The organism is Actinomadura sp. NPDC049753 (assembly GCF_040674655.1).
GTDB classification, from domain to species: Bacteria; Actinomycetota; Actinomycetes; order Streptosporangiales; family Streptosporangiaceae; genus Spirillospora; species Spirillospora verrucosospora.
Window position 1 is genome coordinate 25,936 of the sequence record NZ_JBFARL010000010.1, and the last position, 13,278, is coordinate 39,213.

Consider the following 13,278-nt stretch of genomic DNA (forward strand, 5'->3'; position numbering starts at 1 on the left):
CACGCAACTGGGAGGACCCATGAATGTGACCCGTGAACGACCGGAGATCCGGTTCCTGACCTCGGGCGACGTCTCGGCCCACGAGCGCGGGGCGGCCGAGCGCGCCGTCCGGGAAGCGCTGATCGGCGTCGGCGGCGTCACGTCCGTCCAGGTCACGCTGAGCGTGGTGGCCGACCGGTCGCTGCCGCGCCCCGCCCTGGCCCAGGCCGTCGTCGAGCTCGACGGTCGGCGCGTGCGCGCGCAGGCCGCCGCGCCGCGCATCGACGAGGCCGTCGACATGCTCCGCGAGCGCCTGGCGATCCGGGCGAGTTCCCTGCGGACCGGCTGAGGCCTTCCTCCACGCGAGCCCTGGAACGAGCGGCGGCGCCCCGTACGGGGACGCCGCCGTCGATGGCTTCCGGGCCCTCAGGCGTCGCGCCTGGCGAGGACGAGGGCGGCCAGACCGAGCGGCACGAGCGCGTACGCGAGCAGCAGGGCCGTCGCCGCGCCGGGGGACAGCAGATCGCCGTAGACCGAGTTGTCCGCGCTGAGCCCCGCCATCTGGGCGGGCAGGCCGCCGGGCATGACCGAGCCGACGCGCTCGCTCCACGGCCGAGGCAGGTGGAAGACCAGCAGCGGCAGGATGTGCCACAGGAACACCACCGACACGAGCGTCCCCGCCGTGGACCGCAGCAGCACGCCGAGCGACAGGCCGAGCAGCGCGAACACCGGCACCGCCGTTCCCTCGACGAGGAAGCCGGGCAGGTCGTGGGCGATGGAGGCGTGCTGGTCCGGGAACGGGCGGTCGCCGATGACCAGCCGTGTGCCGAGGAACGAACCGACCGTCGCGGCCTCCCCGGCGACCAGGGCGACCGCCCCGACCACCGCCGCCTTGGCCGTCAGCAGCGCGCGGCGCCGCGGAAGCACGGTGAGGGTCGTGCGGATCATCCCCGTGCGGTACTCGGACGTGGCCGACAGCGCGCCGAGCACCGCCAGGCACAGCGACGCCGCCCACACGCTGAGCTCCTGAAGCGGGCGCAGCAGGAGCTCGTCACGGCGATCGGCGGCGAGGCCGTCCCAGACGTGCGCCATCTGGACCGCGAGAAGCACGGTGAACCCGGTGAAGGCCGCCGTCGCGGCCAGCACCCAGTAGGTCGAGCGGATCGAGCGCAGCTTGCGCCACTCGGCGGCGACCGCGTGGGCGTTCACGCGTCCCTCCGCGTGAACGAGAAGGCGCCGGCCGCGAGCGCGGCCGCCGTGTACGCCACCAGCAGCGCGATCGCGGCGGACGGCGCCAGCACGCCGTGGTCGGTCGACGAGCCGGGCGCACCCGCGATCTGGTTGGACAGGCTTCCGGGAAGCGCCGACCAGATCCGCTCGTCCCACGGCGACGGCAGCAGCTGGGCGAGGCCGGGCGCCACGAACAGCACGGCCATGCCCGCGGTGATCGTCGCTGCCGTGGAGCGGAGGACGGCTCCCAGCCCGAAGGCGATGAGCGTGATCGCCGCGGTCGTCAGGCCGAGCCACAGCAGATGGACCGCGACGTCCAGCAGCGGCCCCTGGAACGTGGCCACGGGACGATCGCCCACGATCGCGTTCCCGGCGGCGGTTCCGGCGGCGAGCGCCGCCAGTGACGCGGCGAGCACCGTCCCCGCCGCCACCGCGCCCTTGGCCGCGTACAAGGCCAGGCGGTTCGGCAGGACGGCGAGCGTCGTCCGGACCATGCCGTGCGCGTACTCCGACGTGAGCGTCAGCGCCCCCAGCACCACCGCGCACACCGGTAGCGCCACCGCCAAAGGCTGTTCTGCCGGGGCCGCCTTCGCCGTCGCCTTCTTCGCGGCCGGCAGGCCGTCCCAGTAGCGGGTCACGTACCAGGACCACAGGACACAGAGCAGCATGAACGCCGCGACGGTCCCGAGGACGGCGAAGGTCGAGCGGATGGTCCGGAGCTTGTACCACTCTGCGGCGAGCGCGTCGATCACGGCGCCACCGCCCCGAACTCGGTGCTCCCCGCGGTCAGCTCCATGTAGGCCTCCTCCAGAGAGGCGCTGTGCGGCGCCACCTCGTACAGCGGGATCCCGTGCGCCGCGGCCGTGTCGCCGATCGCGGCCACGTCCAGCCCGGTGACCGTGAGGGCCCCGCCCGGCGCGGACTCGACCGAGCCCCCCGCCGCGGCCAGCACGCCGGTCAGCTCCGCCGGACGGGGCGAACGGACCAGCACCCCGCGGCGGAACCGGTCCGCCAGCTCCCGCACCGACGTGTCCGCGATCAGGCGCCCGCGCCCGATGACGACCAGCCGGTCGGCCGTCAGCTCCATCTCGCTCATCAGATGGCTGGAGACCAGGACCGTCCGGCCCTCGGCGGCCAGCGCCCGCATCAGCTCGCGGATCCAGCGGACGCCGTCGGGGTCCAGGCCGTTCACCGGCTCGTCGAACATCAGCACCCCCGGATCGCCCAGCAGGGCCGCGGCGATCCCGAGCCGCTGCCGCATCCCCAGCGAGAACCCGGCGACCCGCTTGCGCGCGACCCCGGCGAGCCCCACCTGCTCCAGGACCTCCGCCACCCGCCGCATCCCGATCCCGTTGCTGCGCGCCAGCCAGCCGAGATGGTCGAACGCCCGGCGCCCGCCCTGCACCGCGCCCGCGTCCAGCAGCGCTCCCACCTCGCGCATCGGCCGCTTCAGCGCCGCGTACCGCCGCCCGCCGACCAGTGCTTCACCGGACGCCGGACGGTCCAGACCCAGCACGATCCGCATCGTCGTCGACTTGCCCGCCCCGTTCGGGCCGAGGAACCCCGTCACCGTCCCCGGCCTCACCGTGAACGACAGGCGGTCCACCGCGGTGGTGCCGCCGTAGTGCTTCGTCAGCTCGCGTACCTCGATCATGCGGTCGAGGGTGGTACGCGGCCGGCCCGCGCACATCGGAACGCGGGCGGGAACCGCGCGTGCGACCGTGCTCCGAGAACGTCCCGCCGCCTCCACCCCAGGTATGACGGACACCAGGCCGAGGCGCGGCGTCGCCCGTGCCGCTACTTTCGTGACGTGGACGAATCCGAGCTGCGCTCCCCGCTCCCGCGGCTCAGCCGGCGCGGCCTCATCGGCCTCGACGCCGGAGCCGCGCTCCTCTACGCCCTCGTGCTCCTCGCGCTGCCGGCGGACACCGGCGCCTCACCGCTCCTCGTCGTCCCGCTCGTCGCCGCGGCGGCCCTGCCCCTCGCGGTGCGGCGCCTGTGGCCCGTCCCGGTCTTCGCCGCCGTCCTGTCCGCCTCGACCGCCGCGCTGATCCTCGACCTGCCCTGGGACACCTACGCCGCCGCGGGATTCGCCCTCTACCAGGTCGCGCTCACCCGGCGGCGCCGCCGCTGGGTCCCCACGCTGCTCATCGGCGTCGTCAGCGCCGTGTTCATCTTCGGCGGAGCCGTCGCCGGTCCCGTCGGAGCGCAGGCCGAGATCCTCGGAAGAGTGATGCTCGGCGTCTCCGTGCTGGGCGCCTCTTGGACGCTCGGCCGGCTCGTCCGCGAACGCCGCGCCCACGCCGCGCACGCCGCCCGCCGCCTCGCCGACGAGGCCGTCTCCGGCGAGCGCCTCCGCATCGCCCGCGAGCTCCACGACGTCGTCGCGCACAGCATGAGCCTCATCGCCGTGAAGGCCGGCGTCGCCGTCCACGTCGCCGAGGCCCGTCCCGAGGAGGCCCTCGACGCCCTCCGGGTCATCGAGACCACCAGCCGCGGCACCCTCGCCGAGATGCGCCAGCTCCTCGGCGTCCTGCGCGCCGGCGCCGCCGACGCCGACCTCGCCCCGTCCCCCGGGCTCGCCGACCTGGCCGGCCTCGCCGAACGCGCCGCCATGGCCGGCGTCCACGTCGACCTGGACGTCGACGCCGGAGAGCTCCCCGACGGCGTCGCTCTCTCCGCCTACCGCATCGTCCAGGAGGCGGTCACCAACGTCGTCAAGCACGCGGCCCCCGCGCGCTGCCGCGTCCGCGTCCGCGCCGACGGGCTCCGCATGCGCATCGACGTCACCGACGACGGGCCCGGCTTCCGCGTCCTGCCGGGCGGCGGCGGGCACGGTCTCATCGGCATGCGCGAACGCGTCATGATGTACGGCGGTGACTTCACCGCCGGCCCGCGTCCCGAGGGCGGCTTCGCCGTGTCCGCCGCCTTCCCGTACGACTCCTAGGAACCCCGTTGGATCTGAGCGTCCTCGTCGCCGACGACCAGGCCCTGCTGCGCGGCAGCTTCCGCGTCCTGATCGACACCGCGCCCGGCCTGCGCACCGTCGGCGAGGCCGGCACCGGGGCCGAGGCCGTCGAGCTGGCCGCCCGGGAACGCCCGGACGTCGTCCTCATGGACGTCCGCATGCCCGAGATGGACGGCATCGAGGCGACCCAGCGCATCTGCGCCGGCCTCCCGGGCGTCCGCGTCCTGATCCTCACGACCTTCGACCTGGACACCTACGTGTACTCGGCGCTGCGGGCCGGGGCGAGCGGCTTCCTGCTGAAGGACACCCCGCCCGCCGACCTGCTGGCGGCGATCCGCGTCGTCGCGTCCGGCGAGTCCCTGCTGGCCCCGTCGGTGACCCGGCGGCTGATCGCCGAGTTCGTCCGCCGCCCCGGCCCGGCGCAGCCCCCGCCCGCCGGGCTGGACGCCCTCACCGACCGCGAGCGCGAGGTCCTCACCCTCATCGCCCGAGGGCTGTCCAACACCGAACTCGCCGAGCACCTCCACCTGAGCCCCGCCACCGTGAAGACCCACATCGGCCACCTGCTCGCCAAGCTCCACGCCCGGGACCGGGCCCAGCTGGTCATCACCGCCTACGAAACCGGCCTCATCCGCCCCCGCTGACCTTTGCCCGTACCAGACCGGGTGACGGCGTGGTGGTCACAGAAGGGCCGGGGCGAGGCGTTCGTACTGGTCGGAGGCCGAGGCCAGGTCGGGGGCGAACACCGTGACGCAGACGTGGTCGGCTCCCGCGTCGAGGTGCCCATGGATCCGCTTGGCGATGGCCGTCTCGTCGCCCCAGTTGAAGCATGCGTCGATGACCTCGTCGGACCCGCCGCCGGAGACCGCGCCGTCGTCGTAGCCGAGCGCCTTGAGCGAGCGGACGTAGGGGGACCCTGGGAGCTCCAGCATCCTGGTCCCTCTCGCGAGTGCGCGCGCCTTCACCGGATCCGTCTCAAGGATGACGGTCTGCATGACGACGAGCAGCTTGCCGTCGCCGAGCCTTTCCCGGGCCCGCCTCGTGTGCTCGACGGGCATCGCGGCGGGGAGCGCTCCGTCCGCACGGTCCCGGGCCAGCTCCTGCATCTTCGGGCCCAGGGCCGCCAGCAGGCGCGGGAAAGGCTTCTCGGGCACCGGGGCCGCCTCGACGGCCGCGTCCATGCCGTCGAGGTACTCGCGCATCCGGTTCAGCGGGCTGGACCACTTCTGCCCGCTCTGCTCCACGATCGCCCCCATGCTCACGCCCACACCGAGCGCGAGGCGCCCCGGGTAGGCATCGGCCAGGACCGACGCGGCCCCCTGCATGGCGGCCGGATGCCGCGCCCACAGGTTCGCGATCGCCGAGCCGGCGACGATCCGCTCCGTCGCGGCGAGCATCACGCTGAGCTGAGTGAACACCTCCCGGCCACCGATGGCCTCGTTCACCCATACGGCTCCGTAGCCCGCGCGCTCCACGCGCTGCGCCGCACGCCGCCATTCGTCCGCCGGCGCGATGGGCGTCACGAGCCCGACGCCGATCCTGCCGAGCCCGGCTCGCGCCGCGTCCACCGCCGTCATCGGTCCTCCTATAATCGGAACGAGCAACCCGCTTAGGACGTTACCGGAACGTCCGCCCCGCTTGTCAACCGACGAAGGAGGCGCCCGGTGAGCGGACGGCCCCAGCGCGCCGACGCGCGCCGGAACCGCGAACGCATCCTCGAAGCCGCCTTCGAGGCCTTCGCCGCGGACGGCCGCCTTGTCCCGCTCGACGACATCGCGCGCCGGGCGGGGGTAGGAGCCGGGACCGTCTACCGGCACTTCCCGACCAAGGAGGCCCTGTTCCAGGCGGTCGTCACGGATCGCATCGAGCGGATCGTGGACGAGGCGCAGGCCCTCGTCCGAGCGGAGGAGCCGGGGGAGGCCTTCTACGGCTTCCTCATGTGGGTCGTGGAGCGCGCGATGTTCAACCACGCCCTGTGCGACGCTCTGGCCGCGGACCTGCGAACGCTCGACGCCCGCGGCCTGGACGAGCAGTTCGGCTCGGCCCTGGAGGAGCTTCTGCTGCGGGCGCAGTCCGCCGGCGAGGTCCGTCCGGACGTGGACGTGGACGACGTCCGCACCCTCATGGTCGGGGCCATGCTGATGGAACGCCGGCGGCGCCCCGGGGCCAGTCCGGGCCGCATGACGGCGCTGGCGTGCGACGCGCTCCGGCCCGTAACGAAAGACGACGAAACGTCGGCCCCGGTGCGTAACGAAAGGCGGTGCGAGGTGTGCGGGAAGCCGCTCACCTCAGCGCCGACGGGTCGCCCCGCCCGCTTCTGCGGCACCGCCTGCCGCCAGAAGGCGCACCGCCGCCGGAAAACCGCTTGAGTCGCGGCGCACCCCCGCGCCACGCTGGCCAGATCATGCGCACACGCGAGATCCGCGCCCGCTACGACCGCGACTCGATCACCGTCTACCAGGCGTACTCACCACAGATCGGCGTCCCGGCCGCCGAGCACGGCACGTTCGTCCCGCCGTTCTCCCGAGGCCGCATGACCTGGATCAAACCGTCGTTCCTGTGGCTCATGGCCCGCAGCGACTGGGCGCGCAAACCCGGTCAGGAGACGATCCTCGCCGTCCGGATCAGTCGGACCGGCTGGGAGGAGGCTCTGGGGCTGGCCGTTCCGACCGATCCCGACCGCCGCGTCTTCCGGAGTTCTGAGGACTGGCGCCGCCGCTTCGCGGAGGCGGTCGTGCATGTCCAGTGGGACCCCGAACGATCTCTCCACGGCCAGAAACTCGAAGCGCGCAGCATCCAGATAGGCCTCAGCCGCCACATCGTCGACCGCTACGTCGACGACTGGATCCTCGGCATCGATGACCTCACCCCGCTGGTCCGCAAGATCCACGAACTTCGCAAGGCCGGGCGCACACCCCAGGCCAGAGCCTTGCTCCCCAAGGAACGCCCGTACGTCCTGACACCCGCCCTGGCCGCCCGCCTAGGAGCCTCCCAGTAGCCAATAACCCCACCGAAGGCGCCCCCCGGGGTTCACGGCCCGCCGCCGTCCCCGTGCAGCTTTGGAGCGGTCCCGCCCAATACGGAAGACAGTGCTTCCCGCATGCCATCAGCTCCCCGAGGTATGCCCGGGTAGAGGGCGGGCGCTGCGCCTCACCGTGTGCGATAAGCCTCCAGGCGGTCGGCCAGCTCGCGCGGTCGGCTCAGAGCGACGAGGTGCCCCCCGGGCATCTCGTCCACGCTGATCCCGAGCCGTTCGCCGACCACTCGCCGCTGGAACTCCAGCGGGAAGAGGCGGTCGTCGCGTGATTGCAGAACCACGGTCGGAGTGCTGGGCCACTTGTGCAGCGGCCACGGCTCCGCGAACGGGGTGGACGACTGCACGGTCTCCTGCGACAGCGCCGCGGCCTTCACGTCGTCCGGCACATCGTGGAAGAAGCACTCCTCGACGTCGAACTCCGCGGACGGCGTCCGTCCCTCCCGGATCGCCTGGTCGGACATCGCCTTCGCCTGCCCGGTGTTCCCCCACCAGTCACCGCCCGTCTCGCCTGGCGAGGGGACCATGGCGTTGAGCAGCACCAGCAGGTCGACGGGCACCCGCTCGCAGACGAGCGGTGCTGTGAGCCCGCCCATCGACTGCGCCACCAGGATGATGTCCGTCCGATCCCCGATCGCCTCGACGACCGTGTCGGCGTACTCCGAGAGGCCCGCGGCGTCGTCCCCGGCCGGAAGCTCGACGGCTACGGCGTCGTGCCCCCGCGCGCGCAGCTCCGGCACCAGACGGTGCCAGAACCAGGCCTGCCCGCCCGCGCCCGGGATGAGTGTGTACGTCGCCATGTTCATCGACCTCCGTAGTGCGGCGGCAGCGACACTAGCGAGCCACACGGACATTCCCCTTCCCCCTGCAGCCCCGATCAAGGTCGGGACGCCTGAATACGGAGACCGTCCCGGCGCGTCGCTCGCTTCGAACGTGTGTTCGTATTAACTTGTCGTCCCGTGCTGATCGATGAACCGGTCTCGGCTGAGACCACGCCCACGGGCCGCCCCTCCCACATCACCGGCCCCCGAGGCCGCTACCACGTGCGCCGAGTCCTGGAGGAATGGCAGGCCCCGGGCCAGGCGAGGTTCTACCGCCTCCAGGTGGCGACACCAGACGGCCCCGCCATCGCCGAGGTCATCGCCCCGCACAACCCCGGCCCCTGGACGCTCCACCAGGTATGGCCCTGACCCGCCACCCCGACCAAACCACCAACCCGTACGCAGGCACCCCCGAGCCCACCGTTCAACAACCCCCGTCAGCCGCACCCCCACCCGTGGCCGAGGTTCCCTTAAGCCACCAGGTATGGCCTGACACTCCCGGGCCCGATACACGTCGCGTTCGCCATGGCTCGGCGTCCGGACAGGCCGTGCCCGCTCGTGCGCGCGCTGTCCCCGAGGTGGGCTTTCAGCGATACTCGTCAGTTCTGGTTCGCGCCCGGAGCCGGGTTTCCCTGTAGCTACAGGTGTGGTCCTGACGCTGCCGGGCTGGTAAGCGTTGCCTTTACTACGGTTCGGCGGTCCGGACAGGCCGTGCCCATCGGTGTGCGGGCGCCGGCTCCGGAGGGCGGTGTTCAGCAGAACCCGTCCGTCGTGCTTCATGCCTGTGGTCGGAATTCTCTTCCAGGACGTCTCGCGGCACGACGACGCTGCTACCTCAGCGATTCCGTTCCCGTCCGCCTGCACGCTGTCCGACGTCGGGCTCGGGCTTCGAGTGGCCGGGCGGTGATGCCGTCCGGTAAGCCGGTCAGCCGCGAACAGGCATGACGCCGACCGATGCCATGGCGGCGGGTGCTGCCTGTGTCGGTCCTGCGCTGCCGTGATCGACAGATCTTCATCGACCTTCTTGTGCGAACCGGGCCTTGGCGTGGTGCGCGCGGGAGGCGAGGATCGGCGCCATGGATCTGCTGGAGACTCTGGTCGGCAAGGGGTTGCGCCGTGAGCCGCTGACCCGGGCCGAGGCGCTCGCGGTGCTGGAAACCTCCGATGACGACCTGCTCGACGTGGTGGCCGCCGCCGGCAAGGTACGCCGGCACTGGTTCGGGCGGCGGGTCAAGTTGAACTACCTGGTCAACCTGAAGTCGGGGCTCTGTCCTGAGGACTGCTCGTACTGCTCGCAGCGGCTGGGGTCCAAGGCGGGAGTCCTGACCTACACCTGGCTGAAGCCCGACGAGGCGGCCGCGGCGGCGGAAGCGGGCGTCGCCGGCGGCGCCAAGCGCGTGTGCCTGGTGGCCAGCGGACGTGGTCCGACCGACCGGGACGTGGAGCGGGTCGCCGGCATCATCTCGGCGATCAAGGAGCGCGACGCGGACGTGGAGATCTGCGCCTGTCTCGGCCTGCTGTCCGGCGTGCAGGCGGGGCGGCTGCAAGAGGCGGGCGTCCATGCCTACAGCCACAACCTGAACACCGCCGAAGCCGCGTACGCGGACATCTGCACCACGCACGAGTTCAGCGACCGGGTCGACACCGTGCGGCAGACCAAGGAGGCAGGCCTGTCGGCCTGCTCAGGGCTGATCGCCGGCATGGGGGAGAGCGACGCGGACCTGGTGGACGTGGTGTTCGCACTGCGCGACCTGGACGTGGACTCGGTCCCGGTGAACTTCCTGATCCCCTTCGAGGGGACCCCGATGGCCGAGAAGTGGGCCCTCACCCCGCAGCGGTGCCTGCGGATCCTGGCGATGGTGCGTTTCGTCTGCCCGGACGTGGAGGTGCGTCTCGCCGGCGGCCGGGAGATCCATCTGCGGACGCTTCAGCCCCTCGCGCTGCACGTGGTCAACTCGATCTTCCTGGGCGACTACCTGACCAGCGAGGGGCAGGCCGGCAAGGCCGACCTCGACATGATCGCCGACGCGGGCTTCGAGGTCGAGGACACGGCCACCACCACACTGCCCGAACACCGAAGGCGGTCGAAGACCTCCATATCCGATGACGCACCCGAGCGAGAAGACATCCATGGCGGCGGCGCCGTCCGCACTCCCCGAACACCTCCGCCTGCCCGGGCCGATCTGGTGACGGTGCGCCGCCGCGGAGCCGGCACCACTCTGCCCCCCAATGCCTGACGCGCCGGGCCGTCCCCGGGCGAAGCCCCACACCCGATGACGGACCCGAACGCGAACACGTCCATGGCGGCGGCGCCGTCTGCCCTCCCCGAACACCTCCGCCTGCCCGGGCCGATCTGGTGACGGTGCGCCGCCGCGGAGCCGGCACCACTCTGCCCCCCAATGCCTGACCCCCTGAGCCGTCCCCGGGCGACGCCCCCACATCCGATGACCGACCCGAGCGCGAACCCGTCCAGGGCGGCGGCGCCGTCTGCCCTCCCCGAACACCTCCGCCTGCTCGTAACCTGGCGCGCCGGGTCGGGGGTGCTCTGGGCGTAGCTGATTGCTCGGAGGTCAGTGGGGGAGGCGAAGGACGAGGCGCTTGGAGAAGCCACCTCGTTCCGCCGCTTTGGCGGCGCGTCGCTCCTCCAGTTGTTCGGGTGAGAGGCCGTGGAGGGCGGCGAGGGCGTGAAGCACCTCCAGAAGGTCGGCGAGCTCCGCAGGGTCGTCGGACGCGATGTACTCGCCGGCCTCCTCGTAGAGCTTGTTGCGCAGCAGCGCCCTTTGCTCCTCAGGGGCTGCGGTCCGTGTCTCCGGGGAACCGCCCGCGTCCCGGATGATCTCGGGGATCCGGTCGCGGACGAGCTTCTCGGATCGGCGTCCGTCCCCGGTCTGGTGCCCGGTTCCGCCGTGGCGCCGGTCCAGGGACTGGACCCACTTGAGGGCGACCGCCGCCGTCTGGATCAGTTCGTTGCGGAGGCTTCGCGGATCGGACTCGGCCAGCGCCTCGTAGAACTCCTCGGTCAGGATGTGACGCCACGTCAGTTCGCCACGCGACCATGCCGCGGCGGATTCCTGCTTCGCCTCCTCGGCGCGTGGGGTGAAGCCCGGGCCGGTTCCGTCAGGGAACTCCTGGACGCCCCACTTCCGGTCTTGGGCTTCACGTTCTGCCGCCACATCCGCCAGCGCCCTCGCGAGCGATCCCGGTGCCTGCTCGGTCTCCATGCCCGACGACGTTAGCCACTCGGATGACCCGCCATGGCGTGGTCCGGTTCGCAGCTGAGCAGTTCATGGAGGATGGGCGGGAGTTCGTCCCACAGCCATTCGTTCAGCGTGCCCGGAAAGTCCGCGGGCGGGCGTACGGCCAGGCGGTGAGGCGTCACCTCGGTGAGACGTACGGCGAGAGGGCCGTCGTCCCACATGAGGTCGCGGTTGCCCCAGAAACCGGAGAAGTCGGCGGCCGTCAGCAGCAACTGAGCGGGCAGGGCATGCTCTCCCGGATGCCTGCCGAGGGGCAGCAGCCGTTGGGCGGTGGTGCGCAGGACGTTCAGCGCGGCCAGGTCGTGCGGGCAGGCGACGCCGGTGATCTGCAGTTCGGGCAGGCCGAACCGGCACAGCCCCCGGGTCGTGAGGTAGACGCAGGAGCAGCCGTCGATGTCGTCCTCGTCGGCGGTGCAGCGGCCGGAGTTCCGGTAGGGCGGCAGGGCGGCGCCGAGCCAGTCGTCGGCGAGGGTGAACTCGTCGAATCTTCCGAAGGGCACGACGGGCAGGACCTGGCTCGCCAGGGGGTCCACCAGCACGCCGCAGACCGATTCGGCGACCGCCTTCGCCGCGGCGCGGGCGAGGTGAGGCCCTAATGGCAGGTCACCGGCCGGCAGGACCGACGTGACGCCGATGTGCTCAGTCGCTTGGCGGAGCCTTTCGGTGTCGTCGGCGTCCGCACCAGTGATGCCGGAAAGGTCCCAGGGGGAGTTCGCGGCGGGGTGGCAGGCGAGCGCGAGTCGGGGAGAGCCGAGCCTTTCCGAGATCGCCGCCGCGAAGGACCCGGAGAACCTCCGGAGGATCGCCGCCGGCAGGTCGTCGGGGTTCCTGTCGGTCGCGACGACGAAATTGGCGGTCGTCTCTTCGGGGACCGTGATGGTGACGCGCATTGCAGCCTCCTCGTGGCAGGTGGACCGGCGTGCGAGGTTCAGCATCGGGGAGTCCGCCGGGCGGGCTGAGGCGAACGGGATTCTGTGGATAAAGGCAGCCGGGCTTCTGCATGGAAGGCTGGGGGGATGGACGCGATACGTCGGCTCGGAGTCGGGCTCGCCGCGCTGGGGCGGCCGGCCTACATCAACGTGGGAAGCGCCGGGGAACTGCCGCCCGGGCGGAGCGTGGAGGCGATGCGCGAGGCGACCTGGAGCGTCCTCGACGCTGCGTACGCGGCAGGCGTCCGATGGGTGGACGCTGCGCGCTCCTACGGCAGGGCAGAGGAGTTCCTTGGCGGCTGGCTAGCGGCACGTGCTCCCGAAGGGGTCCGTGTGTCGAGCAAGTGGGGTTACGCCTACGTGGGCGAGTGGAGAACAGACGCGAAGGTGCACGAGGTCAAGGAGCACAGCCTTGGCCGGTTCCAGACCCAGTACGAAGAGACGCGGAACCTTCTGGGCGGGCACCTGGCCGTTTACCAGGTGCATTCACTCACCGAGGAGAGTCCGCTGTTCCAGGACGTCCCCCTACAGGAGGCTCTGGCCCAGTTGGCCGGTGAGGGTGTTCGCGTGGGGTTCTCGACGTCGGGGCCACGGCAGGCGGACACGATCAGACGTGCCATGGGGTTGGAAGCAGCCGGTCAGAGGCTGTTCAGCACGGTCCAATCAACGTGGAACATCCTGGAGACCTCCGCTGGAGACGCTCTGCGCGAGGCCCATGAAGACGGACTGCATGTGCTGCTCAAAGAGGTGCTGGCCAACGGCAGGCTCGCTGTGCAGCCGCCCGTGGAGGTGCAAGACCTCGCGTCCAAGCACCACGCGGGGCCGGACGCCGTGGCTCTGGCGGCGGCGCTCAGCAAGCCTTGGGCCGGGACCATCCTCATCGGCGCCGTGAGCCCGGCCCAGTTGCGGGCAAACCTCGCGGCGACGGAGGTGCTCCTCGAGGAGGGCGACCTGGAGGAGCTGGCTGGGCTGAACGTCCCAGCGGACCGCTACTGGGCCGAACGGAGCGCGCTTTCCTGGACGTGAGCGGTCGGACGAATCCCCGTGCCGTGGCACGATT

Annotated in this window: 15 protein-coding genes; 8 read left to right on the forward strand and 7 right to left on the reverse strand. The window is 71.8% G+C overall.

Features of this window, described 5'->3' with window-relative positions; translation table 11 throughout:
- The first annotated feature begins 19 nt into the window (after nucleotides 1-19).
- Nucleotides 20-328, forward strand: a complete 309-nt coding sequence (locus AB0K37_RS04705; protein WP_363974794.1) for a hypothetical protein — start codon at nucleotides 20-22, stop codon at nucleotides 326-328.
- A 77-nt stretch (nucleotides 329-405) separates the two neighbouring features.
- Here AB0K37_RS04705 and AB0K37_RS04710 read toward each other — a convergent pair whose 3' ends face one another.
- The 3 genes from AB0K37_RS04710 to AB0K37_RS04720 are packed head-to-tail and all read right to left on the reverse strand — an operon-like array spanning nucleotide 406 to nucleotide 2,863.
- Nucleotides 406-1,188: an ABC transporter permease gene (locus tag AB0K37_RS04710; protein WP_363974797.1), complete on the reverse strand. Its 783-nt coding sequence runs from the start codon at nucleotides 1,186-1,188 to the stop codon at nucleotides 406-408.
- Nucleotides 1,185-1,961 (reverse strand): ABC transporter permease, encoded by a 777-nt coding sequence (locus AB0K37_RS04715; RefSeq protein ID WP_363974799.1) that lies wholly within the window; start codon nucleotides 1,959-1,961, stop codon nucleotides 1,185-1,187. The genes AB0K37_RS04710 and AB0K37_RS04715 overlap by 4 nt, the downstream gene beginning before the upstream one ends.
- Nucleotides 1,958-2,863, reverse strand: a complete 906-nt coding sequence (locus tag AB0K37_RS04720; protein WP_363974802.1) for an ATP-binding cassette domain-containing protein — start codon at nucleotides 2,861-2,863, stop codon at nucleotides 1,958-1,960. Before AB0K37_RS04720 ends, AB0K37_RS04715 begins: the two co-directional genes overlap by 4 nt.
- A gap of 156 nt (nucleotides 2,864-3,019) precedes the next feature.
- On the opposite strand from AB0K37_RS04720, the gene AB0K37_RS04725 reads away from it, so the two are divergent.
- Both AB0K37_RS04725 and AB0K37_RS04730 read left to right on the forward strand, forming a co-directional pair.
- Complete coding sequence (locus AB0K37_RS04725; protein WP_363974805.1) at nucleotides 3,020-4,156, forward strand: sensor histidine kinase; 1,137 nt, start codon at nucleotides 3,020-3,022, stop codon at nucleotides 4,154-4,156.
- A gap of 8 nt (nucleotides 4,157-4,164) precedes the next feature.
- Complete coding sequence (locus AB0K37_RS04730; RefSeq protein ID WP_363974808.1) at nucleotides 4,165-4,821, forward strand: response regulator transcription factor; 657 nt, start codon at nucleotides 4,165-4,167, stop codon at nucleotides 4,819-4,821.
- A 36-nt stretch (nucleotides 4,822-4,857) separates the two neighbouring features.
- Here the strand turns inward: AB0K37_RS04730 and AB0K37_RS04735 are convergent, their stop codons facing one another.
- Entirely contained in the window at nucleotides 4,858-5,754 is an 897-nt protein-coding gene (locus AB0K37_RS04735) for a TIGR03620 family F420-dependent LLM class oxidoreductase (protein WP_363974811.1), read from the reverse strand.
- A gap of 87 nt (nucleotides 5,755-5,841) precedes the next feature.
- Between AB0K37_RS04735 and AB0K37_RS04740 the strand changes: the two genes are divergently transcribed.
- Together AB0K37_RS04740 and AB0K37_RS04745 are read left to right on the forward strand one after the other, a co-directional pair.
- Nucleotides 5,842-6,546 (forward strand): TetR/AcrR family transcriptional regulator, encoded by a 705-nt coding sequence (locus AB0K37_RS04740; RefSeq protein WP_363974814.1) that lies wholly within the window; start codon nucleotides 5,842-5,844, stop codon nucleotides 6,544-6,546.
- 35 nt (nucleotides 6,547-6,581) lie between these two features.
- Entirely contained in the window at nucleotides 6,582-7,175 is a 594-nt protein-coding gene (locus AB0K37_RS04745; RefSeq protein WP_363974816.1) for a DUF4291 domain-containing protein, read from the forward strand.
- Between the two features lie 152 nt (nucleotides 7,176-7,327).
- Here the strand turns inward: AB0K37_RS04745 and AB0K37_RS04750 are convergent, their stop codons facing one another.
- Entirely contained in the window at nucleotides 7,328-8,011 is a 684-nt protein-coding gene (locus tag AB0K37_RS04750; RefSeq protein ID WP_363974819.1) for an alpha/beta hydrolase, read from the reverse strand.
- A 159-nt stretch (nucleotides 8,012-8,170) separates the two neighbouring features.
- Between AB0K37_RS04750 and AB0K37_RS04755 the strand changes: the two genes are divergently transcribed.
- Complete coding sequence (locus AB0K37_RS04755; RefSeq protein ID WP_345185996.1) at nucleotides 8,171-8,401, forward strand: hypothetical protein; 231 nt, start codon at nucleotides 8,171-8,173, stop codon at nucleotides 8,399-8,401.
- Nucleotides 8,402-9,108: 707 nt separating this feature from the next.
- Nucleotides 9,109-10,269 carry a biotin synthase BioB gene (gene bioB, locus AB0K37_RS04760; protein WP_363974822.1) on the forward strand — a complete coding sequence of 387 codons (1,161 nt, stop codon included), beginning with the start codon at nucleotides 9,109-9,111 and terminating at the stop codon, nucleotides 10,267-10,269.
- Nucleotides 10,270-10,602: 333 nt separating this feature from the next.
- Here bioB and AB0K37_RS04765 read toward each other — a convergent pair whose 3' ends face one another.
- Both AB0K37_RS04765 and AB0K37_RS04770 read right to left on the reverse strand, forming a co-directional pair.
- Nucleotides 10,603-11,253, reverse strand: coding sequence for a nucleoside triphosphate pyrophosphohydrolase (locus AB0K37_RS04765; protein ID WP_363974825.1), 651 nt, complete (start codon nucleotides 11,251-11,253; stop codon nucleotides 10,603-10,605).
- Between the two features lie 11 nt (nucleotides 11,254-11,264).
- A complete protein-coding gene (locus AB0K37_RS04770) occupies nucleotides 11,265-12,179 on the reverse strand; it encodes a hypothetical protein (RefSeq protein ID WP_363974828.1) in 915 nt (304 codons plus the stop codon).
- 126 nt (nucleotides 12,180-12,305) lie between these two features.
- On the opposite strand from AB0K37_RS04770, the gene AB0K37_RS04775 reads away from it, so the two are divergent.
- Entirely contained in the window at nucleotides 12,306-13,244 is a 939-nt protein-coding gene (locus tag AB0K37_RS04775; RefSeq protein ID WP_363974831.1) for an aldo/keto reductase, read from the forward strand.
- The last annotated feature ends 34 nt before the right edge of the window (nucleotides 13,245-13,278 follow it).